At 66.1% G+C, this 26,059-nt stretch carries 17 protein-coding genes; 11 read left to right on the top strand and 6 right to left on the bottom strand.

The features are described 5' to 3' along the window. Together FJ386_05465 and FJ386_05470 are read left to right on the top strand one after the other, a co-directional pair. The coding region (locus FJ386_05465; GenBank protein MBM3876153.1) for a DUF1553 domain-containing protein at window positions 1-442 on the top strand (442 nt) is incomplete at its 5' end. A gap of 9 nt (window positions 443-451) precedes the next feature. Beyond that, window positions 452-1,876 (top strand): DUF1501 domain-containing protein, encoded by a 1,425-nt coding sequence (locus tag FJ386_05470; GenBank protein ID MBM3876154.1) that lies wholly within the window; start codon window positions 452-454, stop codon window positions 1,874-1,876. 59 nt (window positions 1,877-1,935) lie between these two features. On the opposite strand, the gene FJ386_05475 is transcribed toward FJ386_05470, so the two are convergent. The 6 genes from FJ386_05475 to FJ386_05500 all read right to left on the bottom strand — a co-directional run bounded on the left by FJ386_05475 (window position 1,936) and on the right by FJ386_05500 (window position 6,801). Beyond that, window positions 1,936-3,906 carry a hypothetical protein gene (locus FJ386_05475; GenBank protein MBM3876155.1) on the bottom strand — a complete coding sequence of 657 codons (1,971 nt, stop codon included), beginning with the start codon at window positions 3,904-3,906 and terminating at the stop codon, window positions 1,936-1,938. A gap of 81 nt (window positions 3,907-3,987) precedes the next feature. Then, the gene (locus FJ386_05480; protein MBM3876156.1) at window positions 3,988-4,899 is read right to left on the bottom strand and encodes a hypothetical protein; all 912 of its coding nucleotides are present in this window, start codon (window positions 4,897-4,899) and stop codon (window positions 3,988-3,990) included. 49 nt (window positions 4,900-4,948) lie between these two features. Next, window positions 4,949-5,806, bottom strand: coding sequence for a metal-dependent hydrolase (locus FJ386_05485; GenBank protein ID MBM3876157.1), 858 nt, complete (start codon window positions 5,804-5,806; stop codon window positions 4,949-4,951). 1 nt (window position 5,807) lies between these two features. Next, window positions 5,808-6,239, bottom strand: a complete 432-nt coding sequence (locus FJ386_05490) for a type II toxin-antitoxin system VapC family toxin (GenBank protein MBM3876158.1) — start codon at window positions 6,237-6,239, stop codon at window positions 5,808-5,810. Window positions 6,240-6,243: 4 nt separating this feature from the next. After that, on the bottom strand, window positions 6,244-6,498 hold the full coding sequence (locus FJ386_05495) for a hypothetical protein (protein MBM3876159.1): 255 nt from the start codon (window positions 6,496-6,498) through the stop codon (window positions 6,244-6,246). A gap of 33 nt (window positions 6,499-6,531) precedes the next feature. Continuing rightward, complete coding sequence (locus tag FJ386_05500; GenBank protein ID MBM3876160.1) at window positions 6,532-6,801, bottom strand: hypothetical protein; 270 nt, start codon at window positions 6,799-6,801, stop codon at window positions 6,532-6,534. 242 nt (window positions 6,802-7,043) lie between these two features. On the opposite strand from FJ386_05500, the gene FJ386_05505 reads away from it, so the two are divergent. From FJ386_05505 to FJ386_05545, 9 genes are all read left to right on the top strand, one after another. Beyond that, window positions 7,044-8,390, top strand: a complete 1,347-nt coding sequence (locus FJ386_05505; GenBank protein MBM3876161.1) for a DUF1501 domain-containing protein — start codon at window positions 7,044-7,046, stop codon at window positions 8,388-8,390. A 71-nt stretch (window positions 8,391-8,461) separates the two neighbouring features. Next, on the top strand, window positions 8,462-9,751 hold the full coding sequence (locus FJ386_05510) for a DUF1501 domain-containing protein (protein ID MBM3876162.1): 1,290 nt from the start codon (window positions 8,462-8,464) through the stop codon (window positions 9,749-9,751). A gap of 48 nt (window positions 9,752-9,799) precedes the next feature. Further along, the gene (locus tag FJ386_05515) at window positions 9,800-12,364 is read left to right on the top strand and encodes a DUF1549 domain-containing protein (GenBank protein ID MBM3876163.1); all 2,565 of its coding nucleotides are present in this window, start codon (window positions 9,800-9,802) and stop codon (window positions 12,362-12,364) included. A gap of 7 nt (window positions 12,365-12,371) precedes the next feature. Next, window positions 12,372-13,769 (top strand): DUF1501 domain-containing protein, encoded by a 1,398-nt coding sequence (locus FJ386_05520; protein MBM3876164.1) that lies wholly within the window; start codon window positions 12,372-12,374, stop codon window positions 13,767-13,769. 76 nt (window positions 13,770-13,845) lie between these two features. Then, entirely contained in the window at window positions 13,846-16,791 is a 2,946-nt protein-coding gene (locus tag FJ386_05525) for a hypothetical protein (protein ID MBM3876165.1), read from the top strand. Beyond that, window positions 16,791-20,057, top strand: coding sequence for a hypothetical protein (locus FJ386_05530; protein ID MBM3876166.1), 3,267 nt, complete (start codon window positions 16,791-16,793; stop codon window positions 20,055-20,057). The genes FJ386_05525 and FJ386_05530 overlap by 1 nt, the downstream gene beginning before the upstream one ends. A 183-nt stretch (window positions 20,058-20,240) precedes the next feature. Then, window positions 20,241-23,330 carry a hypothetical protein gene (locus tag FJ386_05535; protein ID MBM3876167.1) on the top strand — a complete coding sequence of 1,030 codons (3,090 nt, stop codon included), beginning with the start codon at window positions 20,241-20,243 and terminating at the stop codon, window positions 23,328-23,330. Between the two features lie 74 nt (window positions 23,331-23,404). Continuing rightward, the gene (locus FJ386_05540) at window positions 23,405-24,394 is read left to right on the top strand and encodes a terpene cyclase/mutase family protein (protein MBM3876168.1); all 990 of its coding nucleotides are present in this window, start codon (window positions 23,405-23,407) and stop codon (window positions 24,392-24,394) included. A 34-nt stretch (window positions 24,395-24,428) separates the two neighbouring features. Beyond that, window positions 24,429-25,964 carry a hypothetical protein gene (locus tag FJ386_05545; protein MBM3876169.1) on the top strand — a complete coding sequence of 512 codons (1,536 nt, stop codon included), beginning with the start codon at window positions 24,429-24,431 and terminating at the stop codon, window positions 25,962-25,964. Window positions 25,965-26,059 lie beyond the last annotated feature (95 nt).

Below are 26,059 nucleotides of genomic sequence, written 5' to 3' on the forward strand. Positions count from 1 at the left end.
CGGCGACATGGACATCGGCCGCAACCGAAACGCCGTCCTCAAGGCGGATTCCCGCAAGCGCAGCGTTTACCTGCCCATCGTTCGCGACATGGTGCCCGACGTGCTCGACCTGTTCGACTTCGCCGAACCCAGCCTCGTGGTGGCAAACCGCGATGTGACCACTGTGCCGTCGCAAGCGTTGTTCATGTTGAACAGCCCGTTCATCCACGAGAACTCCACCGCGCTGGCGAAGCGTGTGCAGACCGCTGCGTCCGATGATCGCGCGCGAATCACGAGCGCGTATCTGACCGCGCTCTCGCGCCCGCCAACCCCCGTCGAACTCGCGCGCGGCGAGAGTTACTTGAAGAAGTTGTCCGCCGAGCCGGGTTGTTCGCCCGAGACCGCGTGGACGACCTTTTGCCAGGCCTTGATAGCGAGCGCCGAGTTCAGGTATATCAAATAGACACAAACCATGAGCACCAACCGCCCGTTTGATTGTTCCCAGGTGCAGCCCCTCGTTTTGACCCGCCGCGACATGCTCAAAGGCGCGGGCGCGGGTTTCGGCTACCTCGCGTTTGCAGGGTTGTGCGCCGAGGCCGCCGCGCCGTATCAGAGCCCGCTGCTGCCCAAGGCCCCGCACTTCACGCCCAAGGCCAAACGCATCATTTTCCTCGCGATGCAGGGCGGGCCTTCGCACCTCGACACTTTCGACTACAAGCCCAAGCTCATCGCCGACGCAGGCAAGGCCGGGGACAAGGGCAAGCTCGTCGCGCCCGTCGCAGAGTTCAAGCAGCGCGGCCAGAGCGGTCTGTGGATTTCCGACGCATTTTCAAAAGTCGCCGAACACGCCGACGACATCTGCCTGCTTCGCGGCATGACCACGGACATCCCGAACCACCCGCAGGCCTTCGTCCAAATGCACACCGGCAGCGCGCGATTCGTGCGGCCCTCGATGGGCGCGTGGACGCTTTACGGACTCGGCACCGAGAATCAGAACCTGCCCGGCTTCATCACCATCGCCGCGCCCGTCGCGCTGGGCGGCGCGCAGAACTACGGGAGCGCGTTCCTGCCCGCGTCGTTCCAGGGCACGCGCATCGACCAACCCGCCGGCAACGCCTCGGCCAAGCCCGCGAAGGGCAACGCGGCCATGGCCACCGAGGGCATCGGCAACATCCGCAACCCGCGCTTGTCCGAGAAGGCCCAGCGCGAGCAGCTCGACTTGGTGCAGTCCATGAACCGCGACTTGCTCACCGGCGGTGCAAACCCCGAGGTCGAAGGCGTCATCCAGTCCTACGAACTCGCGTTCCGCATGCAGGCTGAAATCCCGAAGGTCATGGACTTCCGCAAGGAATCCGCCGCGACCCTGCAATCGTATGGCATCGGCGGCGGGCCGACCGAAGGCTTCGGCAAGCAATGCCTCATGGCGCGGCGGTTCGCCGAAGCAGGCGTGCGCTTCATCGAGGTCTGCCACCAGGGCTGGGACCACCACAACGGCCTGAAGACCCGGCTCAACGGCAGCAGCGCCGCGGTGGACCAGCCCATCGCCGCGTTGCTCGCCGACCTCAAGCGCCGCGACATGCTCAAGGACACGCTCGTCATCTGGGGCGGTGAATTCGGCCGCACGCCGACCAACGGCTCGGCCGACGGCCGCGGCCACAACGCGAAGGGCTACACCATGTGGATGGCCGGCGGCGGCGTGAAGGGCGGCTACTCGCACGGCGCGACCGACGACCACGGCGGCACGGCGGTCGAGGACAAGACGCACGTGCACGACATGCACGCGACGGCGTTGCACCTGCTCGGGCTCGACCACGAGAAGCTCACCTACCGATACGCGGGCCGCGACTTCCGCCTCACCGACGTCCACGGCCACGTGGCGCAGAAGGTGATCGCGTAACGGATGCGCTCAACGTCTGTCCCCACGGTCTCCCGCGGGATGCCGGCAGCGTCGTCGCGTCACTTCGTTTCCCTGATGAACTTGAGGATCGCCTTCGCCGTGTCGTTCTGGTCCTGCAGGAAGGCGAACACTTCCATGATGTGGGTCTCGCCCGGCGTGTAGACGAGCTGCGACTCGACGCCCGACTTCCGCAGCGCATTGTGAAACGCGCGCGCCTGCGCGGGCAGCGTGAAGTAATCGAACTGGCAGTAGCTCACGAGGAACGGCGGCGCGGGCGATTTCACAAAGCCCAGCGGCGAAGCGTCGCGACGCACGCCGGGATCGTTGCCGAAGACCGACGTGAGCCCGTCAATGTTCATGTCGTAGACACCGCTCAATCCGAGCACGCCCTTGATCTGCCGCGCCGAAAGCCCGTGCGCCGCGAGGAATCGCGGATTCAACGCCAGCAGCGCCGACAGGTGCCCGCCCGCGGAGTGCCCGCCCATGAACAGGCGCTTCGGGTCGCCGCCGTGTTCCGCGACATGCTTGACGGTCCACGCAAACGCAGCCGCGGCATCCTCGGCCTGCGCGGGCCATGGACTTCGCGGCGCGAGCCGGTAGCTCGGCACCACGCACACGATGCCGTGCCGCGCGTAAAACGTGCCGAGCGACGGATACAAGTTGCGGTCGCCGAACCGCCACGCCCCGCCGTGCAGGAAGACATACACGGGCGCGTTCGTCGCGCCCTTCGGTGAATACACGTCGAGCATCTGCTTCGTCGCGAGGTCGGCGCCGCCGGTCTCCGAATAACGGATGTTCTTCGCCGCCAAAACCCCGGGCGCCTCGATGGGCGTCATGCGGATTCCATTCAGCGAACTGGCGCCCACGTGGATGGCGTTCGCGTAAATCCACGGCCGGTCCTCGCCCGCGATGTTCAGCCACGCCTCGAGCCTGTAGGAGCCGTTCTCCTTGGGTTCGTGCTCGAAGCGCGTCGCGACGCGGTCCGCGATGACTTTGCCGTCGCGGATCAGCTTGTAGCGCGCGGCCACCGGCGCCTGCGCGACGAACCGCGTGCGCCCGCTGCCGACACCGAGTTGCGCCGAGTCGCCCATGCCAAAGGTGCCGAGGTTGTTGATGCACGCGAAGCCGAAGCCCGTCGGGTCGCAAAGCCAGTCGTGCGCGACGTAGCAGCGACCCGCCGCGAGCGCGTCACGGATCGCCCGCTCGGCCAGGTCGGGCGCGAGGATGTGCGTGGTCAGGTTGCGGAAGCTCACGTCGTAGGGATCGAACGTAATGTCCTTGAACACCTGGTTCTGGTGCGCGTCGTTCGCGGCGATGCCGGTGAAGAACCTTCGCGCGACAAGCTCGCGGTCCCACTTGGCCATGATCAGGTCGCGATGATCGCTGCCCGCCCCGAACAGTTCGTCGGGATACTCCTTGAATGTCGCGACCAGCCTCTGCCACGAGATCTCACTCACGGAATTCGCCAGCAGGTAGAGGTGCAAGCCCTTGTCGAGTTTCGCGTCGGTGTGGCGGTTGACAATCTCGAGCCCGGCGAAGCCCTTCGAGTCCGCGTCGAATCGCTCCTCGATGTGCGAGAGGAAGCGCAGCCCGCTCTTCTCGACGGCCCTGCCGTCCGCGCCGAATTCGGGGAACCACAACTCGCCGCCGCCGCCGACTTCGGAGCCGGCGAAGAACAGCACGCCGTCGCGCAACCCGCGCCATGTGTCGGCCTTGGGCCCGCGGTGGTCGGTGAACATCACCACCTGCACGCCGGTCTTCTTCGCAGCCGCGAGGACCTGCTCGCGCGTGCCCTTCGTGTGGTCGCTGTCCTCCGCGTGGACGTGCAACACGGCGCGGTAGTCGTTGTAGTGACCGAAGCCCGGGACGGGCTGGCGTTCGCGGGCAAGCCGCTCGCGCGCCTCGCGCGTGGCCTTGAGGTGGGCGGGTTCGAGCCGCTGAAGGACCGTGAAGCGGTTCGTGGACTGCGCGGTGGCGGCGTGCGCGAAAAGGACTGCGCCCAAAATCCCGGCGATGCGGACTGGCTGCATGGAGCGATACTAGCGGCTCCAGCCGTAATTGTCACACGCCGCTTAGGCGGCGGCTCACTATGGCCTAGATGTTAGCCTTGGTTAGCGCTCTGACGGCCCAGTGTAGGTTACGGGCTTGATTAGGGATTCGTCGATCCCAGCCTTCCTTGCCTCGTCCGGACTGATCCGCCAAACCGCGATCCCGGCAGAATCCCGCAATGATTTCTCCGCGGCTTTCTTTGCTAGCGGGAGGAGGAAAGGCACCGCTGAAACAGCTCTCGATTCGAGCGCACCCAACCCGACGCACGCCGCAACTTGCACGGCTTCTTCGCGATCGTGGAGGAGTCGCGAGATTTCGACAACGGAGGTCTCGGGCTCCTGGCGGCTTCGCCCCAGGGCCCTGGCAACAGCCGCGCGTGCCACAGCGTTTGTGTCCCTTAGCCGTGCGAGAAGAACACGGGCGGCGTCCGGAGTTGATGGGTTGACCGAGTCGAGCGCGGTCAGCGCGTTGCCGACGAGCCGCGGGTTGGGATCGGAGAGCATGTCCACAAGCGGGTTCAAGGTGTCGCCCCCGATGCATGCCATTGCCAGAGTCGCAGTCACGGAAGTTTTTGTGTCCCGCGCCATTCCCAAGAGCGCGGGACCGGCGGGCGCACCGGCCGCACCGAGTGCCCGGAATCCATTCAAAGCTTGAGCTCGCCGGACCACTGGAGGCGCAAGCTTCAACTCATCCAGTTTGTCGGTTCCCACGACCGCCTTGAGTTGCTTGTTGAATTCAGTGTCGTCGGATCGGGCCATCTCCACGAGCACGGGCACCACCATCGCCGCGGAAGCTCGCAGCGCGTCCGAAGCATTGTTCCGAACTGCCTCGGTGGCACTGGTAAGGTCTTTGAGCAAGTCGGGAATGGGCTTGGTTCCAGCCGTTGGCTCGACCGGTCGTGAACAGGCGGCTATGGCCAGGGTGACCATTCCGACTGCAACCAAACGCGAGCCGAGTGGTCGGGAAGGAATCATGACGATCTTACTTGTATGGTCCGAGCCCTTCCGAAATCCAGCCGAAACTTCACGCGGATCGATTGCATTCAGAGAATTGAACGGATTGCGGTTTCGCTGGAGCGCCCGCCAGCGTGAACTTCGGACACTGGCTCATGAAGCGGATGGGGTTGCCGTAAACCACGGCGTCCACGTCCGCCGCCGTCCAGCCGCGCTTGCGCATTTCCAGCGCGGTGTAGGGCACGTTGAGCGGGATGCTCACGCCCCAGTCGCAGGCGCTGTTCATCCAGAGGCGCTCGCGCCCGTAACATTCGAGGATGTCAATCGCGCGCGCCGGCGAGCATTTGCTCTCGGGATACAGCGTCATGCCCGCCCAGAAGCCCGCGTCGAGCACGAGTTTCACCGTGTGTTCCTCGACGTGGTCAATGATGCAACGCGCGGGCTCGATGCGCCGGTCGGCCTTCAGGGCGTCAATGATCAGCCGCGTGCCCTTGAGCTTGTCCTCGAGGTGCGGCGTGTGGACGAGGATCAACTGGTTCGTGCGCGCGGCGAGGTCAATGTGCCATTCGAGCACCTTGAGTTCGTTCTTCGAATTCTTGTTCAATCCGATTTCGCCGATGCCGAGCACGTTGGGCCGGTCGAGGAACTTGGGGATGATGGAGACGACTTCCTCGGCGAGTTTGGTGTCCTCGGATTCCTTGGGGTTGATGCACAGCCAGCAGAAATGCGGCAGGCCGAACTTGGCGGCGCGCTTCGGCTCGTAGTCGGTGAGCTGGCAGAAGTAGTCGTGGAAGCCGTCCACGCTGCTGCGGTCGTAGCCCGCCCAGAACGCCGGCTCGCACACGGCGGCGCACCCGGCGGTGACCATGTCGCGGTAATCATCCGTCGTGCGGCTGACCATGTGGCCGTGGGGTTCGATGTAGCGCATGTCAAATCCTCACAAGTTTGAGTCCTGCCGCCGCCGCCAGCTTCCGCTGCCGGTCGTCGAAGGTCAGGAAGTGCTTCAGCTTGAGTTCCACTGCGCAGGCCACGTGCAGCACGTCTGCCGCGCGAGTGCCGAATCGCGGCGAGTGGGCCTGGCTCAATGCGACCGCCTCATTCAACGCCGCGCGCCAAGCCAGTGAGACCAGGTGCAGGTGGCCCTCGGCTATGTCGTGATCCAGCAAGGCCCAAGCTTCGGTGGCTTTGTCCGCTGCAATCTCGGCGCGAAACCTGGCCAAACTGATGGCATTGACTACCTCAGCCCGTCCGTGGTGGGTGATCGGCAGCGAGCCGCCCAGCCTTGCCCGCCATGCGACTAGTTCGCGCGAGCGCGGCTGGTGCAGATAAAGAGGAATCAGCGCGCTCGGGTCGCAATACATGGACTCAGCGGTCGCCACGGTTGAAATCGTGAATGGCCTGGGCTGCTTCGATCGACATCGGTTCCGCTCGCTGCGCCTTCAACCTCGCCATGTAGTCGGGCAGCGGCTTGCGCTTCCTGGGCTTGGGCGCCACCGGCTCCATGACATAGGCCGGATGACCGTTGTCCGTGATGGTGACTCGTCCAAACTCCTCGACCTTCCTCTTCACGGAGCGGAAGTCGGTGCGAAGCTCGCGGATGCTGACCGTGGCGGTGCTCATGGTGTGAAACGGTAGTGTTTCACGGCAGGCGGGTCAACTGGCCTTTCCCGGCCACGCCCCCGTCGCCCCCTTCACCGTTGCCTTCGTCAGCGGCTTGGTCGTCGGGTCGCTGAGGGACAGCAGGACTTGCCTGGCGCGTTCAGGTTGTTTCTTCGCGAGTTCCTTCATCGCCTCGCGGAAGGCGCGGATGCGGAAGTCGTCTTCGCCCGGCGCACGGTCCACGCGGTCGAGGAACGCGGCGAGTTCGATGAGCTTGAAGCGGGCGTCCATGAAGTAGAGGTCGAGCACTTGGTCGCGTGTCATGGTGAGGTGTTCGAGTGCGGGATCGTCGCAGTCTGCGGCGACGGGTCGGCCGCTGGTTCGGGGCCAATTAAGCCACGCCCCGTCGAAATGACAACCGGGATTCGCCGCGCCGTCATGCGGTTTCGGCGTGGATGGGCGCCGGGCGCGCGCCGGGGCGGCGAAAATGTCTGAACATTCCTTAAATTGATCTTGCGGGCCGGGCGTCGGAAGTTCATAAACTTACCAAAGAACCAGCCCTGTTTATGCTAACGATACTCGGCCCCAAGCACACCGGCTTCTGTGACGGCGTCTCGCGCCGCAACTTCCTGAAGATCGGCACGCTTGGACTCGGCGGTCTCGCGCTGCCGGAGTTGTTCCGCGCCGAGGCGCAGGCCGGCACGCGACTCGGCCACAAGGCCGTCATCATGATCTTCCTGCCGGGCGGACCCTCGCATCAGGACATGTTCGACCTGAAGCCCGATGCGCCGAGCGAGTTCCGCGGTGCGTTCAATCCCATCGCGACGAACGTGGACGGCATTCAGATTTGCGAGCACCTGCCGCGCATGGCGAAGCTGATGGACAAGTGCACGATCATCCGCTCGATGGTCGGCGCGGCCGATGACCACTCGTCGTTCCAATGCTACACGGGACGGCTTCGTCGCAACCAGCCGCCCGGCGGCTGGCCCGCGCTCGGCTCGGTGCTCTCGAAGGTCGAAGGTGCGGCGCGGCGCGACATGGTCCCGTTCGTCGGCCTTGCGCCGAAGATGGGCCACACGCCATGGTCGGAGAATGGCCAGCCCGGTTTTCTTGGCCCCGGCCACTCGCCGTTCCAGCCGAACAAAGGCGGCGGCATGGAGGACATGGTGCTCAACGGCCTCACGCTCGACCGGCTCGGTGACCGCAAGACGTTGCTCGCGAGCTTCGACAAGTTTCGCCGCGACGTGGACGCGAGCGGGTTGATGGAAGGTCTCGACACGTTCAACGAGCAGGCGTTCGGAGTGCTCACGTCGAGCCGGCTGATGGAGGCGCTCGACATCTCGAAAGAAGACCCGAAAGTCCGCGACAGCTACGGCAAGGGCGACCCAAAGAACCGCGACGACGGCGGGCCGAAGCTGATGGAACATTTCCTCGCCGCGCGACGGCTCGTCGAGGCGGGCGCGCGCTGCGTGACGCTTGCCTTCAGCCGGTGGGACCACCACGGCGACAACTTCGGCGCGCTGCGCCAGGATTTGCCGCTGCTCGACCAAGGGCTGAGCGCGCTGCTCACGGACATCTATCAACGCGGTCTCGACAAGGACGTGTCCGTTGTCGTGTGGGGCGAGTTCGGCCGCACGCCGAAGATCAACGGCTCCGCCGGCCGCGACCACTGGCCGAATGTTTCCTTCGCGCTGCTCTCCGCGGGCGGCATGAAGCACGGGCAGGTCATCGGCGCGACGGACCGCATCGCCGGTGAAGCCGTGGACCGGCCGGTGAAGTTCGGCGAAGTCTTCGCCACGCTCTATCGCAATCTTGGCATTGATGTGCACAAGACTTACGTCAACGACCTGAGCGGCCGCCCGCAGCACCTCGTCGAGCCGGACTGCGACCCGATGCGGGAAATGTTGGGGTAGTTGAGCCGGGCGTCCCCCTCGATCCGTTACAAGGGATCGCGGCTGGAAGCTCATCGGAACATCAAGATCTCATGCTGACAATTTACGGCGACAAGAATCGATTCTGCGACGGCGTGAGCCGCCGCAACTTCCTCCGCATCGGCGCGCTCGGCATGGGCGCGTTTTCGCTGCCATCGCTGATGCGACTCGACGCGCTCGCCGGCAACGGCGCGTCGAACAAGTCCGTCATCATGATTTACCTGCCGGGCGGCGCGTCGCACCTCGACATGTATGACATCAAGGAGAACGCGCCCTCTGAAATCCGCGGCGAGTTCCGCGCCATCTCCTCGAACGTCCCCGGCATCCGCGTCTGCGAGCACATGCCACGACTCGCGGCGGCCATGGACAAGTTCGTGCCCATCCGCGCGCTCGTCGGGCAGGTGGACCAGCACAGCCCCTTCCAGACGATGACCGGCCGCGTGGAGCAGAAACAGCCGCCCGGCGGCTGGCCTTCGGTCGGCGCGACGCTCTCGCGATTCCTCGGCGCGCGCGAGGGCGTGCCCGCGTTCGTCGCGCTTTCCGGGAGGACGGCGCCGAGCGGTTACGCGGGCGCGGCGCACGGTTCCTTCGAGCCGAGCGGCCCCGGCAAGAACGACATGGTGCTCAACGGCGTCACGCTTGACCGCCTCGAGGACCGCAAGGCGCTGCTCACTTCCTTTGACAAGTTCCGCCGTGACGCCGACGCGAGCCGGATGATGGAGGGCTTCGATGGCTTCAATCAAAGGGCGTTCGACGTCATCACCTCGAGCCGGCTCGTGAAGGCGCTCGACCTCAAGAACGAAGATCCGAGGGTCGTCGCGCGCTACAACTCACCGACGCAGGGACGGCGCGGGCTGGAGAATTTCCTCATCGCGCGGCGCCTCGTCGAGGCCGGCGCACGCTGCGTGACTTTGAACTTCGGCGGCTGGGACACGCACAGCCAGAATTTCCAGACGCTACGCACGCAACTGCCGCAACTCGACCAAGGAGTCACCACGCTCGTCGAGGAATTGCACGAACGCGGACTCGCGAAGGACGTGAGCGTCGTCGTGTGGGGCGAATTCGGCCGCACGCCGCGCGTGAATGGCAGCGCGGGCCGCGACCACTGGTCACGCGTTGGCAGCGCGCTGCTCGCCGGCGGCGGCATGAAAACCGGTCAGGTGCTCGGCGCGACCGACCGCGGCGGCGGCGAGGCGGCGGACCGCCCGGTGCATCTCGGCGAAGTGCTCGCGACACTCTATCACAACTGCGGCCTCCAGCCCAACGTGCAGACGTTGCCCGATTTCGCCGGCCGGCCGCACTACCTCGTCGACAAGCATGCGCCGATTCCTGAATTGGTGTGATGGAGCCGGCTCGGCAAGCGTTCGAAACTGACCTGGCAACAGAGGATTATGCGACTGAAAAACCATTGGTTACACTCGACCGCGGCGTTTGTGGCGGCGTCCACACTCGCCTGCGCCGCCGCTGCGATTGGCCCCTCGAAGGAAACGCCCAAGCCCGCCAAGGACTCCACCGCGGCCAGGCCTTCCGAGAAACCCGCGTCGCTCGTGCTGCACATCGCCGACCCCGACCAACCCGCGTCCATCAAGCTCAAGGGCGGCGATGCGCGACAGCAGTTGCTCGCGACCGCAAAGTTCGCCGCCGGCAACGTCCGCGATTACACGCGGACCGTCACTTACTCCGCCGCGCCCGCGAACATCGTCGCCGTGGACAAGGAAGGTCTCGTGACGCCTGTCGCCGATGGCAGGGCCACCGTCACCGCACGATCGAAGGACGGCGTCACCGCCAGCATCGAGGTCGCAGTCGAGAACGCGAAGTCCGTCAACGCGATCAATTTCGCGAACCAGATCGTGCCCATCTTCACCAAGGCCGGATGCAACGGCGGCGGCTGCCACGGCAAGGCGAGCGGACAGAACGGCTTCAAGCTCTCACTGCTAGGCTTCGAGCCGGTGGAGGATTACGAGCACCTCGTGAAGGAGGCGCGCGGCCGCCGTCTCTTCCCGCCCGCGCCCGACCAGAGTCTGCTGCTGCTCAAGGCCGCCGCGGTCGCGCCGCACGGCGGCGGCAAGCGCATTGACATCGGCTCCTACGATTACGAACTCATCAAGCGCTGGATCGCCCAGGGCATGCCTTACGGCGACCCGAAAGACCCGACCGTCGCGCGCATCGAGGTCTTCCCGAAGGAGCGCACCATGACGAAGGACAGTGAGCAGCAAATCGTCGTCGTGGCCACATACACCGACGGCCGCACCGAGGACGTCACCCGCGGCGCGCTCTACGAGGCGAACGACAAGGACATCGCCGCCACCGACAGCAACGGCCGCGTGACGATGACCGGCCAGACCGGCGACGTCGCGGTGATGGTCCGCTATCAGGCGAAGGTGGCGACGTTTGTCGCCACGGTGCCGCTCGGCGAGAAGGTCGAAAACCTGCCCGTCGCGAAAAACTTCGTGGACGAGCTGGTCTTCAAGAAGCTCGTCAAAGTCGGCATGCCGCCGTCGCCCGTGTGCGACGACGCAACCTTCCTGCGACGCGCGACCCTCGACATTGCCGGCCGCACGCCGACGGCCGCCGAGGTGGAAAAGTTCCTCGCCGACAAGTCGGCCGACAAGCGCGACAAGTGGATTGACCAGCTCCTCGACAGCTCGGACTACGCGGACTACTTCGCGAACAAATGGGCCGCGCTGCTTCGCAACAAGCGCGTCCAGCCCACGCACACCCGCGGCACCTACGCCTTCTACAACTGGATTCGCGACAGCCTCGTGGTGAACAAGCCCTACGACCAGTTCGTGCGCGAAATCCTCGCGGCCTCCGGCGACATCGGCGAGAACCCGCCCGTGGCGTGGTATCGGCAGGTCAACAACATGACCACGCAGCTCGAGGACACCGCGCAGCTATTCCTCGGCACGCGGCTCCAGTGCGCGCAGTGCCACCACCACCCCTACGAGAAGTGGAGCCAGGCCGACTACTACAGCTTCGGCGCGTTCTTCTCGCAGGTCAGCCGCAAGCCCAGCGGCCAGCCCGGCGAGGAAATCATCTTCGCCAAGCGCGCCGTGCCCACGACGCAGAACAAGAAGAACAACCAGACCGTCAAGCCCGCCGGGCTCGGCGCGCCGCCGCTCGACATCATCCCCGACGAAGACGCCCGGCATGCGCTCGCCGACTGGATGAGCGCGCGCGACAACCGCTTCTTCGCCCACTCACTCGCGAACCGCTACTGGAAGCACTTCTTCAACCGCGGCCTGGTCGAGCCCGAGGACGACATGCGCGAGACCAACCCCGCGACGAACCCCGAGCTGCTCGACGCGCTCGCGAAAAGCTTCATCGAATCGGGCTTCGACATGAAGGCCCTCGTGCGCACGATCACCCGCTCGACGACTTACCAGCTCAGCGCCATCCCGAACGACTTCAACAAGGCCGACAAGCACTACTACTCGCGCTATTACCCGAAGCGCCTCACCGCCGAGGTGCTTTTCGACGCCATCAATGTCGTCACCAAGTCCGAGCCCACGTGGGCCGGCCTCCCGCCCGGCACCCGCGCCGTGCAGCTCCCCGACAACAGCTACAACGCCAGCTCCTACTTCCTCACGGTCTTCGGCCGCCCCGACTCGTCGAGCTCGTGCGAGTGCGAGCGTTCGCAGGACGCCTCGCTCGCGCAGAGCCTGCATCTGCTCAACTCAAAGGACATCCAGTCCAAGCTCGCCGCCGACAACGGCCGCGCCGCCGCGCTCGCCACCGACGACAAGCGCACCGACGACGACAAGCTTCGCGAACTCTACCAGTGGGCCTACGCGCGCAACCCCGAGTCCTACGAGGCCGAACTCGCCAAGCAGCACATCGAGAAAGTCCTCAAGAAGGAAGCCGACGCCGCGAAGAAGCCCGTCGCGAAGCGCCAGGCCTACGAGGACATCGTGTGGGCGCTCGTGAGCAGCAAGGAGTTCCTGTTCAACCATTGACCGCCGCATGACTCGCCTCGACCAGCCCAACCGTGTCGGCTGTCCCGAGTTCCGGAGCCTGCTCCGCCAGAACCGCCGCGGCTTCCTCAAGTCGGGTTTCCTCGCCAGCGCCGGCTTCGGTCTCGCGGACCTGCTCCGCGTCGAATCCGCCGCGCGCGCCGCGGGCAAGCCCACCTCGCGCGACAAGTCGGTCATCATCCTCTGGATGCGCGGCGGCCCCAGCCAGCACGAGACGTGGGACCCGAAGCCCGACGCGCCCGAGGATTATCGCGGCTCATTCGGCGCGATGAGCACGAGCGTGCCCGGCATCCAGATCTGCGACCTGCTGCCGATGCACGCGAAGATCCAGCACAAATACAGCATCATCCGCAGCCTGCACCACACCGACGCCGGCCACTCCGCGGGCGACCAGATTTGCTTCACGGGCTACCTGCCGAATCCGGGCCAGCCGGACATCAACGTCTATCCGAGCTGCGGCTCCATCGTCTCGAAGCAACTCGGCCACTTGAACCCGAAGATGCCGCCCTACGTCATCATCCCGCGCGATATGCCGGGGAGCGGCGCGGCGTATCTCGGGCAGAAGCACGCCGCGTTCGCCACGAACGCAGACCCGGCCAAGGACGGCCCGTTCAGCGTGCCAAATTTCGAGCTGTCCGAGGGGCTTTCCTTCGACCGCCTCACCGACCGCCGCTCGCTCATCAGCGGCATTGACCGCATCCGCCGCGAAGCCGACGCCAGCGGCCAGATGGTGGCGCTCGACAGCTTCCAGCAGCGCGCGTGGGACATCGTCACCGGCGCCGCCGCGCGCGACGCCTTCAACCTCGACGCCGAGCCCGCGAAGATTCGCGAGCGCTACGGCTTCATGCCCGAATACAAGGCGCCCACGCCCGACCGCTGCGGCGTGCCCGCGTGGAGCCAGCGCATCCTGCTCGCGCGGCGGCTCGTCGAGTATGGCGTGCGCCTCGTCACCGTGGATGTCCGCTGGTGGGACACCCACGTGAAGGGCTACGAGACGATGCGCGACGGCTTCCTGCCGCGATGGGACCGCGCCTACACCGCGCTCATCGAGGACCTCGAATCCCGCGGCATGCTCGACTCGACGATGGTCATCGCGTGGGGCGAATTCGGCCGCACACCCAAGGTCAACTCCACGGGCGGGCGCGACCACTGGCCGAACGTCTTCAGCGCCGCCATCGCCGGCGGCGGCGTCAAGGGCGGCCGCGTCGTCGGCTCTTCCGACGCGCGCGGAGGTGAGCCCAAGGACAACCCGAAGCATCCCGCCGACGTCCTCGCCACGATGTATCGCCACCTCGGCGTGGACACCTCCGTGAACTACGAGGATCATCAGGGCCGCCCGCACCCGGTGCTCCCACGCGGCACGCCGATTGATGAGCTGACGGTTTGACAGGACGTCACCCTTTCCGCGGCCAAGTTTTGTCGAAGAAACCCCGTTCCAGCGGGGTCATTACTGGGGCAAAACCATGCAGAACTCGTTCTCACATCTTGAATCGTCACCGCGCCTCGCCCGCACGCTCGTTCTCGGCGTGTGCCTCATCGCCGCGTCCGCGGCGGCCCAGGTCCAGCTCCCGCAGACGCGCCTGCTCACCGTCTTCCCGCCCGGTGCCAGGTCCGGCGCGACCACCGAGGTCGTCATCACCGGCGGCGACCTCGACGAGGTGGACCGCATGACGTTTACCCACGCCGGCATCACCGCCGCGCAGAAGAGAGCCGGCGACCAGCCCGTCGCCAACACCTTCGTCGTCAACGTCGCCGCGAACGTCCCGCCGGGCGTGTATGAGGCGCGCATCATCGGCCGCTTCGGCATCTCGAACCCGCGCGCGTTCGTCGTCGGCTCGCTGCCGGAATCCAACGAGGCCAGCACCAACAACAGCCTGGCAGGCGCGATCGCGCTCGCGGTCAACGCCACGGTCAACGCCCGCGCCGAGGCCAACAACGCCGACCACTTCAAGTTCGCCGCGAAGAAGGGCCAGCGCCTCATCGTGCGCTGCGACTCGCGCGACATTGACTCGCGCATGGACGCCGTGCTCGTGCTGCTCGACGCCACCGGCCGCGAGCTCGACCGCGTCCGCCGCGCCGGCCTGCTCGACTTCACCGCGCCCGCTGACATGGATTGCATCATCAAGGCGCACGACTTCACCTTCGGCGGCGGCGCCGAGCATTTCTACCGCCTCACCGTCAGCACGGGCCCGTGGATTGACTTCGTGTTCCCGCCGTGCGGCCAGCCCGGCACGAAGGCGAAGTTCACGCTCTACGGCCGCAACCTCCCCGGCGGCACCGCGGCAAACGTGAAGTCCGCCGACGGCAAGCCGCTCGAAAAGCTCGTCGTGGACATCGACGTGCCCGGCGATGCCGCCACGCGCTTGCGCCTGTCCGGCCGCACACACACGTCGCCCGCGCAAGCCGCGCTCGATGGCTTCGAGTATGCCATCACCACGCCGCTCGGCGTCTCGAATCCCGCGCTCATCACCTTCGCCACCGCGCCCGTCGTCGCCGAGGCCGAACCAAACTCCAAGCCCGCGCAGGCGCAGAAGATTTCGCTGCCCGCGGAAATCTGCGGCCAGTTCCATCCCGCGCGCGACGAGGATTGGTTCGCCTTCGACGCAAAGAAAGGCGACGCGTTCTGGGTCGAAGTCACCTCCGCGCGGCTCGGTTTGCCGACCGCGCCGCTCGTCATCATCCAGCGCGTGACGAAGGACGACAAGGGCGCCGAGACCACGACGGATGTGCTCACACTCGAGGGCTCCGACACGAACCCGAGCGGCGCGCCCGACTTCAACGCCGCCTCGCGCGACCCGGCCGGCCGCTTCGAGGCCAAAGACGACGGCGCGTATCGCATCGTGGTCCGCGACACTTACATCAACCGCACCGTGTCGAATCCCGCGCTCGTCTATCGCCTCGCCCTGCGCAAGGAGTCGCCCGACTTCCGCCTCGTCGCCATCCCCGCCGCACCCATGCCGAAGAAGGACGCGAAGAACCTCGAGTTCAGCAAGCCGCTCCTCCGCCGCGGCGAGACGCAGCCCATCCGCGTCATCGCGCTGCGCCGCGACAACTTCGGCGGCGACATCACCGTGGCCGCCGAGTCGCTGCCCGCGGGCGTCACGGCGGGAAGCGTCGTTATTCCCGGCGGCCGCAACGTGGGCACACTGCTCCTCACCGCGAGCGACAACGCGGCCTCCTTCACCGGCCCGCTCAAAGTCACGGGCCGCGCGAAGGTCGGCGACACGGAAGTTGCGCGCGAGGCCCGCGGCGCGGCGCTCGTGTGGACGATCGCCGACCCGTCGAACGAGGCCGTCCGCGCGCGGCTGGCGAGCGAGACCGTGCTGTCCGTCAGCGGTGTCGAAGCCGCCCCCGTCGTGGTCCGGCCCGCTGACGCGAAGCCGTTCGAGAACTCCATCGCGGCCAAGCTTCAGATCCCCCTCGTCGTCATGCGCCGCGGCGACTTCACGCAAAACCTCAGCCTCAAGGCCACCGGCCTGCCCGTGCTCGATCCGATGCCCGCGATCACCGTGGACGGCAAGGCCACCAACACCACGCTCACGATCGACCTCGCGCAATTCAAGCTGCCCGCGGGCGACCACACCTTCTACCTCGCCTCGCAGACGCAGGGCAAATACCGCAACAACCCCGAAGGCGCAAAGGCCGCGGACGAAGCCGCAAAGACGATGGAAAAATCCGCCGCCGACCTCGCCACCGCCGCGAAGAAAGCCGCCGCCGACCTCGCCACCGCCGTCAAAGCCCAGGCCGATGCCGACGCCGCCGCGAAAACCGCCGCCGAAAAGGCCGCTCAGGCGAAGACCGCCGCCGAGAAAGCCGCCGCCGACCAGAACCTTGCCAAAGCCGCCGTCGACGCCGCGAAAGCTGCGGACGACGCCAAGGCCAGGGCCGCCGCCGCCGCAACCGCGAAAGCCGCCGCCCAGAAAACCAGCGAGGAAGCCGCCGCGAAACAAAAGGCGGCCGAGACCCAGCGCGACCAGTTGAAAGCCAAGGCCACCGCTGCCGCGACCATCGCCACGCCGAAGGACGTCCTCGCCTCCGTTTATTCCGCGCCCATCCAGATCAAGCTCGCCCCCGCCCCCATCACCGTCGAACTCGGCGCACCCGCGGGCCAGGTTTCGCAGGGCGCCAAGCTCGACGTCCCCGTCAAGATCACGCGCCTCTTCGGCTACGCCGATCCCGTGGACGTCGTCCTCACCGTCCCCGGCGCGGTGAAAGGCGTGCAAGCCGCGAAAGTCACCATCGCCAAAGACCAGACCCAGGCCACGCTCTCCCTGACCGCCGGTGCCGACGCCACCGCCGGCGACCACAAACTCACCGTCCAAGCCCAGCTCAAGCTCAACAACCAGAACCTCACCGTGGACCAACCCCTCGCCCTCAAACTGCTCGAGCTCCCGAAGGCGAAGAAGTGATGCTTGGCACGAGCAGCCGTGCGATCCCAAGTTTGATCCAGCCACTTATGACCACTGCCATGACCCGTTTCATTCCCACAACCACGCACGCACTCACCGTCGCATTCTGCCTGGCGACGTCGTTCGGCGCTGACTCCAAAACGGTGAAGAAAGAGCCCGAGAAAAAGGACGCCGAAAAAGCCGCCGCGCCGGCCGAGGCGCCCAAGTCGGACGCGCACCAGCCCATCGCCATCGCCAAGATCAAGCACCCGAAGGCGGTGGATTTCGAGAAGGAGATCCTGCCCATCCTCCGCGCCAAGTGCCTCGCGTGCCACAACGAGACGACCGCCGAGGAGAAGCTCGTGCTCGAGACGCCGAAGGACATCCTGAAAGGCGGCGATTCCGGCCCGGCCGCGAAGGCGCGCAAGTCCGCCGCGAGCCTCCTGATCCAGCTCGGCGCGCAGCAGAAGAAACCCTACATGCCGCCGCCCAAGAACAAGGTCGGCGCGAAGGACCTCACGCCCGAGGAACTCGGCCTCATCGCGCAGTGGATTGACGAGGGCGCGAAGGGCGAGGTCAAGGGCGCCGGGCCCATCGTGTGGCAGCCGTTGCCGCCGGGGCTCAACCCGATTTACGCCGTCGCCCTCACGCAGGACGGCCAGTTCGCCGCCGCCGGCCGCGCGGACCAGATTTTCATCTATCACGTGCCATCCTCCAACGCCGTCACGCGCCTCGTGGACCCGGCGATGGCGAAGATTCCCGGCAAAGGCGCGGTCGCGCACCGCGACATGGTGCACTCGCTCGCCTTCAATCCCGACGGCACCTTGCTCGCGTCGGGCGATTACCGGCAGGTGAAGTTGTGGAAACGCCCGGCCACCGCGCAAAAAGCGAAGCTTCCCGGCGGCGCGGAGAAGTCATTCGCCGTCACCGCCGCAAGTCCCGACGGTCAGTGGCTCGCCGCAGCGGGCGACGACAACAGCATCAAGATTTGGAACCTCGCGACCGGCAAGAGCACGAAGACCCTCTCGAAGCACAGCGCACCGGTGACGGGCCTCAAGTTCACCCCCGACTCCGCGCGGCTCATCTCCGGTTCGACCGACAAGTCCGTGCGCGTGTGGACCGTCGCGGATGGCGCGCTGTTCGCCGAAGCCGAGCTGCCCGCCGAGGTGAACGCCGTCACGTGGGCCGCGGACGCGAAGCAGGTCGCCGCCGGCTGCGCGGACAATCTCATCCGCGTGCTCAAGCTCCCCGACGCCGCGGGCGGCAAACTCGACGCCGTGAAGGAACTCAAGGGCCACACGAAGTCGGTCACTTCGCTCGACACCGTCACAACCAACGGCGTGCAGCTCCTCTCCGGCAGCGCGGACGGCAAGGTGACGCATTGGGACCTGGAGAAGGGCACGGCGATCCGCTCGATGGCGCACGGCAGCGCGGTCACGTCGGTCGCGGCGCGCCCCGACGGCAAGTTCTTCGCGTCCGCCGCGGGCACGAACGTGGCCGCGAAGCTGTGGAACGCCGCCGATGGCAAGCTCGTCGCAGACTTGAAGGGCGACCGTTACGCGCAGGAAACGCAGGCCACGCGGGAGACCGATGCCGCGTTCGCCGTGACCGAGGTCACCTTCCGCAAGGCTGCACAGAAGTCCGCGGAGGACGCCCAAAAACAGCGCGACGACGCCGCGAAGAAAACCGGCGACGAGAAGGACGCGCTCGCGAAGACGCTCCCCGAAAAAAAGAAGGCCGTGGACGAGGCGAAGGCCAAGCAGGAACCCGTCGAGAAAGAACTTGAGCCGCTGAAAGCCGCCGAGACGAAGGCGAGGGACGCGAAGGACTCGAACGACAAGATCATCGGCGGCGCCGATGCCGGCACGAAGGCCGCGACCAACAAGGTCGCGATGGCGAAGGCTGGCTTTGACAAACTCGCCGCCGACAAGAAATCGAAGGCGAAGGACAAGGAAACAGCCGCGAAGGCGCTCGCCGATGCGGAGAAAGCCGTCGCCGAGTTGACCGCGAAGATCAAGGCCGCGAACGAGTCGAAGGCAAACCTCGACAAGGCGTTCACCGATGCCGCAGCGGCGGCCAAGACCGTGAACGACAAGCTTGCTCCGTTGACGAAAGCGTTCACAGACGCGACCGCCGAGGTGAAGAAATACACCACCGCCGAGGAGAACTTCGCCCTCGCGCAAGCACAAGCGAAGAAGGCCGCCGGTGTCACTGCCACCGCAAAAGCCGACGTCGCGAAGGCCGAGGAAACGCAGAAAAAGGCCGACGCAGATTCCGCCGCGGCGAAGAAAGCCGCGGCGGACGCGGAGAAGCCGGTGCGAATCGTCGCGTTCTCGCCCGACAATCGCGCGCTCGCGACCGCGGGCGACGATGGAATGGTCAGGACCTGGAGTGCCGAGACGGGCGCGCCGTTCGAGGTGTTCAAGGGCCACACCGGCGCGGTGGTTTCGCTGCAGTTCACCAGCGCGGCGACGCTCGCGAGCGGTTCCACGGACAAGAGCGCGGTCATGTGGGATTTGAACCCGCCGTGGACACTCGAGCGCGTCATCGGCACGGGCGAACCGGGCTCGCCCTTGAGCGGCCGCGTGAACGCGCTGGACTTCAGCCCCGACGGCAAACTGCTCGCGACCGGCTCGGGCGACCCGTCGCGCAGCGGGCAGCTCAAGATTTGGAACGTCGCCGACGGCACGCTCGCGCACGACTTGAAGAACGCGCACAGCGACACCGTGCAGGGCGTGGACTTCTCGCCCGACGGCACGAGGCTTGTGTCGGGCGCGGCGGACAAGTTCGTGAAAGTGTGGGACCTCGCCGAGGTGAAACTCGTCAAGTCCTTCGAGGGCCACACGCACCAGGTGCTCGGCGTGAGCTTCCGCCGCGAAGGCCGGACGATCGCGAGCGCAGGCGCGGACAACAACATCAAGGTGTGGAGCCTCGACACGGGGGAGGGCAAGCGCACCATCGCGGGCGCGACGAAGGAAGTGACCTCGCTCTGCTACGTGGGTGCGAGCGACCAGTTCGTGGCGACCTCAGGCGACAATCTGGTCCGGCTCGTCGCCGAGGGCGGCAACACCGTGCGGAGTTTTCCGGGTTCGACCGACTTCGTGTATTCCGCGGCCGTGAAGCCCGACGGCAGGCTCGTCATCGCCGGTGGCCAGGACAGCGTGCTTCGCATGTGGGACGGCGCCAGCGGCGCGCTGCTGGCCGCGTTCAGCCCGCCTGACGCCGACCTGATTTCCAAGCCACCCCCGCCGAAGGTTGAGCCGGCGACGAAGAAGAAAAAGAAGTGACGGCTGGCGCGGGCGAGTGCAACCCGGTCATCGTGTCGGGGCGCTTGAATCAGGATTTGCGCGCGGTGTGTGGACCGGCAGCTTGGGACCGATGAGTCCCGCCGTGTCGGTCGCGTATTCGGGCTTCCCGTCCGGAGGTTTTCAGGGTAGAGAACGTCCAACTCTGCGACCATCGGCGACACCATGAACACTCACGACGATCATCTCGCGCTGCCCGACCCGCTGCGCGCGAAGTTCGCGGCGATGGAGCGGCGGCTTTGGCGGACAGAAACCACGGCGGCCGCGTGCGGCGCGCTGCTTGCGCTGGCGGTGAGTTTCAGCCTGCTTTTCTTCTCGGACCGGCTATGGGACACGCCGGTCTGGCTGCGCGCCACGCTCACGCTCGCAGGTCTCGCCGGGCTCGCGTGGTTCGCACTCGGGTGGGGACGACACTGGGTTTGGAACCGCCGCGACTGGCGTTCGCTCTCGATGATCGTGCAGCGCGAATTCCCGCGCCTCGGCGACCGGTTGCTCGGCATCGTCGAACTTTCGGACGAATCGAAGCGCCCCGCGGGAATGTCCGCCGGCTTGTGCCGCGCCGCGATCCGGCAGGTCGCCGACGAGGCCGCGCGGTTTGATTTCACCGAGGCCGTGAACCCGCGCCCCGCCCGCGGATTCGCGCTCGGGCTCGCGGTGGCGCTCGTGCCGCTGGTGCTCGCGGGCGTCGTCGCCTCGCAGGCGAGCTGGAACGCCTTCACGCGCTGGGCTGCGCCGGTCGCGGACATCCCGCGATACACGTTCGTGGAAATCACGAACCTTCCCGACCGCATCGTGGCCGCGCACGGCGAGGCGTTTGAAGTGCGGTTCGGCGTGAACTACCGGTCATTCTGGCGGCCTTCCGGCGCGTCGGCGCGGTTTGAAGCCCAACAGCGCCTCGCGTCGCAAGTCGCAGACAAGCAGGTCGCGCTCAAGGTTCCCGCCCAGACGCGCGACGGCGTGCTCAAGGTGCGCGTCGGCGATGTCCGCCGCAGGGTGACGATCGTGCCGACGCACCGCCCCGCGTTGAAATCGCTCCAAGCGATGGTCGCGCTCCCCGCCTACCTGCGGTATCCGGTCGAGGACAAGCCGGTGCAAAGCGCCGCGATGAACGTGCTCGAGGGCAGCTCCGTCGTGTTGATTGGCACGGTGAACCGCGAGCTCACCGGCGCGCAGATGCGCATCGAGAACGACCCCGCGGCCACGCTCGACGTCATCGGCGATTCCTTCCGCTCGGGTCCGCTCAAGCTCGACGGCCGCTCGCACGCGGGCTTCACGTGGCGCGACAAACTCGGCCTCGAAGTCGCCGCGCCGTGGGTGCTTTCGCTGCAAACGCAGAAAGACCTCGCGCCGCGCGTGGACATGCCCGACCTCTCGACCGAGCTCTCGATCCTCGAGACCGATGTCCTGCCGCTGCGGATTCTCGCGACAGATGATTTCGGCGTGAAGGAATCCGGTTTCGCATGGGAAGTCATCTCGTTCCTCGACTCGACCAACGTCGCGCCGAAAAAGGAATTCCGCGCCGCCGCCGGCACGCCGCAGGAAAAACGGCTCACGAACACGTTCTCGTTCAGCCCCGCCGTGATGCGCATCCCGCCTGATTCGACCGTGGAACTTCGCGCGCAAGCCCTGGACTTCCTGCCCGGGCGCAAGCCGAGCGAATCGCAGGTCTTTCGCATCAACATCGTGAGCATCGCCAAGCACGCGGAGCTGGTGCGCCAGCAGCTTGAGGCGGTCTTCGCACGGCTCGAGGAAGTCACACGGCAGGAGGAGGGCATCGAGAACAAGACCACCGACCTCAAGCGACTGTCCGAGGAAAAAATGGCGACCGAGGAAACGGCGACGAAGGCCGGCGAACAGGCCGACGAGCAGGCCAAGACCGCGCGCCAGCTCGAGCAACTCGCGCAGGAAGGCGTCAAGGCCGTTGCCGAGGCATTGCGCAACCCGGCTTTCAAAGAGCAGCAGCTCAAGGAATGGACCGAGGCGCTCCAGCAGATGAAGAACATTTCACAGGGCGACATGAAGCAGGCGCAGCAGGCGCTCAAGGCCGCGCAGAAGAGCCCACCCGAGCGCGCCGAGCAACTCGGCAAGGCCCAGGAGTCCGAGCAGAACGCGCTCGAGAACCTGAAGGAACTCCAGCAGAAGATGAACGAGAGCCTCGACAACCTGCAGGCGCTCACGCTCGCGCAGCGGCTTCGGAAGCTCGCCGGCACCGAGCAGGATCTCGGCGGCAAGATCAACCGCATGGTGCCCGACACCATCGGCCTGCAGCCGAAGGAACTTCCCCCGCGGCTCAAGAAAGCCAACGACTCGCTCGCGAAGGACCAGGGCATCGCGCGCAACGAGGCGCAAACCGTGCAGGAGGAGATGAGCCGGTTCTTCGAGCGCACGCAAAGCGCCAACTACGGCGTCGTGAGCCTTGAAATGAAACAGCAGAACGTCGGCGAGGACCTCGACCGCATCCGCAAGCTCATCGACGCGAACATCTCCATGGAAGCCATGGGCGGGCTCGCAACGTGGACGAAGAAGTTCAACGCATGGGCCGAAGTGCTCGACCCGCCCTCCGAGGACGGCGGCGGCGGGGGCGGCGGCGGGGGCGGCGGCGGCGGCGAAGACCTGCTCAAGCTGCTGATGGCTTACGTCCGCATGCGCGGCGCGGAGGTAAACATCCATGAACGCACCCGCCTGCTCGACGAACAGAAGGACGTGGATCCCGGCTTCGCGAGCGCGCTGCAAAAGCTCGCGAACCAGCAGCGGGACTTGCGCGGGGACCTGACGAAGATGCAGTTGGAAAACCGGATCAACCCGATCGTCGACTTGCTTGTGGAAGCGCAGGACGCAACCCGCGCGGCCGAGTCGAAGCTGTTCGAGAACAAGTCCGACGAATCCGCGCGCAAATCGCAGATGCTCGCCGTCCAGCACTTCTCGGACATCATCAACCTCATCAACGAGCAGATTCAGAAGGGCGGCGGCTCGCCACAGCCATCACCCGGGGATCCGGCGGCGATGGAACAGTTATTGCAGATGATCCAGCAAATGCAGCCCGGCATGGGGCCGCCCGGGCAAAACCCCGGCGGAAACCTGATGGGCGGGAGCACCGACCGGCCGAACTCCGGCATGCCCGGCGACGGGCGCGGCGTGGCACCGGGTGCGCGTGGCACCACCAAGTCCAGCGGCGTGACAAGGCCCGTTCCAGCGGAGTTTCGCGAGGCCCTCGAGAATTTCTACCGCGCGGTGGAGAGGCAAGGGGGCAAATGAATCCGATGCAGAATGCGGAACGTGGGATGCCGAACGACTGGACTCCGGTGTGTTGGTTCAATGCCGCATGCCGCATGCCGCATGCCGCAATCATCGCGCTCGCGGTCGCCGTCGCGTTGGTCCAATCCACATTCGCCCAACAGCTCTTCATCGAGAAGTCGGACATCAACCCGACCACCATCGACGCGATGTATGTCAAGGGGCTGCGCTTCCTCGTCAAGACGCAGGCCCGCGAGGGCAACTGGAAGGACCAGCCCTACGGCTCCGAGCCTGCGGTCGTCGGCCTGACCGTCGTCGCGATGCTCGCGCACGGGGATGATCCCAATTACGGGCCTTACAACCTCTCGATCCGCAAGGGACTCGAGTTCATCCTCGCCCAGCAGAACAAAGACACCGGCTACATCGGCCGCTCGATGTATAACCACGGTTTCGCCGCACTCGCGCTCGCCGAGGCATACGGCGCCGTGGACGACGCCCGCCTCGGCCCGGCGTTGCAGAAGGCCGTGAACCTCATCCTCACCTCGCAATCGCGCAATCCCTACAGCGCGTGGCGCTACAGTCCGGAGAGCAACGACGCGGACACGACCGTGAGCGGCGCGCAGATGGTGGCGCTCTTTGCTGCGCGGAACGCGGGCATCGCCGTGCCGGAGGATGCGATTCAAAAGGGGCTCAAGTATTTCACCACCTGCCAGTCTTCGGACGGCGGGATTGGTTACACCTCCGCCGCGGGGCCCAATGGTGCGCGCACCGCGATCGCCGCGCTGTGCTTCGCGCTGGCGAAGGAGAAGACCAATCCGGCCTTCAAGTCCGCGATCGACTACCTCGAGCGCTCGCCCGGCGAGGGACACTACTACCACTACTACCTCTACTACGCGGCGCAGGCGCACTTTCATGCCAGTCCGGCCTCATGGCGCACGTGGAACACGAAAAACATCAAGACGCTCTCCGCCTCGCAGACCGCCGAGGGGAGCTGGGAAGGACAGTTTGGCTCCACGTTCTCCACGACCGCGTCGCTGCTCTCGCTTGCGCTGAACTACCGGTTCCTGCCGATTTATGAACGCTAAGTCTGGAGTTCCAATTTCCGATTTCCGGTTTCCGATGGAACGGGACTCCTTTCGAACGCATGCCCGCGAGTCCGCGCCCGGAACCTGCGTGCGGGCAACCGCGATCGTCTGGCTGCTCGTCGCAGCGCAGTGCGGGTTCAGCGCCGACGCGACAAATGCACCCGCACCGGCACCCGCGTCCTCGCTCGAGTTTCTCGACGGCTCGATGTTGCTGGGCGCGCTCGATGGCATCAATGCGCAAACCGGCGTCCGCTGGAAGCACCCGGGCGTCAAGCAACCCATCGAGTTCGCCTCAAGCAACCTCCATCAGGTGCGATTCGCCGCGCCGCGTCAGATCGCGACAACCGCCCCGGCCTCGTGCCGGTTCCGCTTCGCCAACGGGGACGAGGTCATCGGCGAACTCGTCTCGCTCGACGCGGAGGTCGTGGTGATCGATTCGTGGTTTGGCGGCAAGCTGCGCGCGCCGCGCAAGGAACTTCGCGCCATCGCGGTGAACGGCGCGGGCAACGCGCTGATTTACGAGGGGCCGCTCAATGACGGCGGCTGGAAGTTCGGCGGCTCCGGCGTGGTGATGGGCGGCGTTGCGCGACCCGTGCTCATCAACCCCGCGGCGATCATCGGCGGCATCGTGGGTGGGGACGGTCCCCGGCCGCCGGCGACCCCGGCGTGGACCTTCAAGAACAACGGCTTCATCTCCACCGCGTCCGGCACGCTCGGGCGCGACTTCAAGCTGCCGCCGGTCGCGCGCGTCGAGTTCGACCTGGCGTGGAAGACGATGCCCAGCATGCGCATCGCGCTCTACACGGACGTGATTGACCGCATGGATTACAACGCAGGCTACCAGTTTTACATCAGCAGCAGCTACGTTTACCTCTACCGGCGCACCGTCAACGAAGGCGGCGGCATGGTCTTTTCCGCGACGGAAAACGCGCGCGTGCCGCAGATGAACAACCGCAGCAAGGTGCGGTTCGAGATGCGCATCAACAAGGAAAAGGAAACCGCGGCGCTCTATGCCGACGGCACGCACGTCAAAACGTGGCGCGTCAGCGGACCTCAACCCGAGGGCACGGGCATTCTCTTCTACTCGCAGCGCACCGACGGCTCCATCCGCGTGAGCAACCTGCGCGTGTCCGCATGGGACGGCCGTGAGGAAATCTCGACCCCGACGAATGCCATGTCAGAGACACTGCTCCACCTGGCAAACAGCGACCGTGTTGCCGGCAAGGTCAACGCCATCAAGGACGGCAAGGTCGCGTTTGCCGGACCCGCGGGCGAATTGCAGATTCCGCTTCAACGCGCGACACAGATTTTCTTCCCGTCGGACACCAACGCGCCGCCCGCGAACGCCACCGGCCGGAATGTTCGCGCCTCGCTCGTGCGCGGGGACTCGGTCACGTTCACGCTCGACCGGTGGGAAGGCGCGGAGGTCACCGGCACGAGTGCGAACTTCGGCAAGGTCACGTTGCGCGTGGACAGCGTGAAAGACCTGCTCTTCAACCCCGAGTCGCCTCGGCCGCCCGCGGACGACCTCGGCGTCTGGGATGATTCGCCGTTCAGCCGGGAGGAATGATGCCGCCACGGTCCCAACGCGGCCCCGCACCGGATTCGTTTTGGGGCGGGCGTCCCCGATTTGCACCGCGGCGGGAAACGAGGAGCCTCGGCGGG

This window comes from Verrucomicrobiota bacterium (assembly GCA_016871675.1).
In the GTDB taxonomy this organism is placed as follows: domain Bacteria; phylum Verrucomicrobiota; class Verrucomicrobiia; order Limisphaerales; family VHCN01; genus VHCN01.

Excerpts from the sequence above, each read along its gene's own strand:
- FJ386_05470 (MBM3876154.1), top strand. The coding sequence starts at position 452 with ATGAGCACCAACCGCCCGTTTGATTGTTCCCAGGTGCAGCCCCTCGTT.
- FJ386_05475 (MBM3876155.1), bottom strand. The coding sequence starts at position 3,906 with ATGCAGCCAGTCCGCATCGCCGGGATTTTGGGCGCAGTCCTTTTCGCG.
- FJ386_05480 (MBM3876156.1), bottom strand. The coding sequence starts at position 4,899 with ATGATTCCTTCCCGACCACTCGGCTCGCGTTTGGTTGCAGTCGGAATG.
- FJ386_05485 (MBM3876157.1), bottom strand. The coding sequence starts at position 5,806 with ATGCGCTACATCGAACCCCACGGCCACATGGTCAGCCGCACGACGGAT.
- FJ386_05490 (MBM3876158.1), bottom strand. The coding sequence starts at position 6,239 with ATGTATTGCGACCCGAGCGCGCTGATTCCTCTTTATCTGCACCAGCCG.
- FJ386_05495 (MBM3876159.1), bottom strand. The coding sequence starts at position 6,498 with ATGAGCACCGCCACGGTCAGCATCCGCGAGCTTCGCACCGACTTCCGC.
- FJ386_05500 (MBM3876160.1), bottom strand. The coding sequence starts at position 6,801 with ATGACACGCGACCAAGTGCTCGACCTCTACTTCATGGACGCCCGCTTC.
- FJ386_05505 (MBM3876161.1), top strand. The coding sequence starts at position 7,044 with ATGCTAACGATACTCGGCCCCAAGCACACCGGCTTCTGTGACGGCGTC.
- FJ386_05510 (MBM3876162.1), top strand. The coding sequence starts at position 8,462 with ATGCTGACAATTTACGGCGACAAGAATCGATTCTGCGACGGCGTGAGC.
- FJ386_05515 (MBM3876163.1), top strand. The coding sequence starts at position 9,800 with ATGCGACTGAAAAACCATTGGTTACACTCGACCGCGGCGTTTGTGGCG.
- FJ386_05520 (MBM3876164.1), top strand. The coding sequence starts at position 12,372 with ATGACTCGCCTCGACCAGCCCAACCGTGTCGGCTGTCCCGAGTTCCGG.
- FJ386_05525 (MBM3876165.1), top strand. The coding sequence starts at position 13,846 with ATGCAGAACTCGTTCTCACATCTTGAATCGTCACCGCGCCTCGCCCGC.
- FJ386_05530 (MBM3876166.1), top strand. The coding sequence starts at position 16,791 with ATGCTTGGCACGAGCAGCCGTGCGATCCCAAGTTTGATCCAGCCACTT.
- FJ386_05535 (MBM3876167.1), top strand. The coding sequence starts at position 20,241 with ATGAACACTCACGACGATCATCTCGCGCTGCCCGACCCGCTGCGCGCG.
- FJ386_05540 (MBM3876168.1), top strand. The coding sequence starts at position 23,405 with ATGCCGCATGCCGCAATCATCGCGCTCGCGGTCGCCGTCGCGTTGGTC.
- FJ386_05545 (MBM3876169.1), top strand. The coding sequence starts at position 24,429 with ATGGAACGGGACTCCTTTCGAACGCATGCCCGCGAGTCCGCGCCCGGA.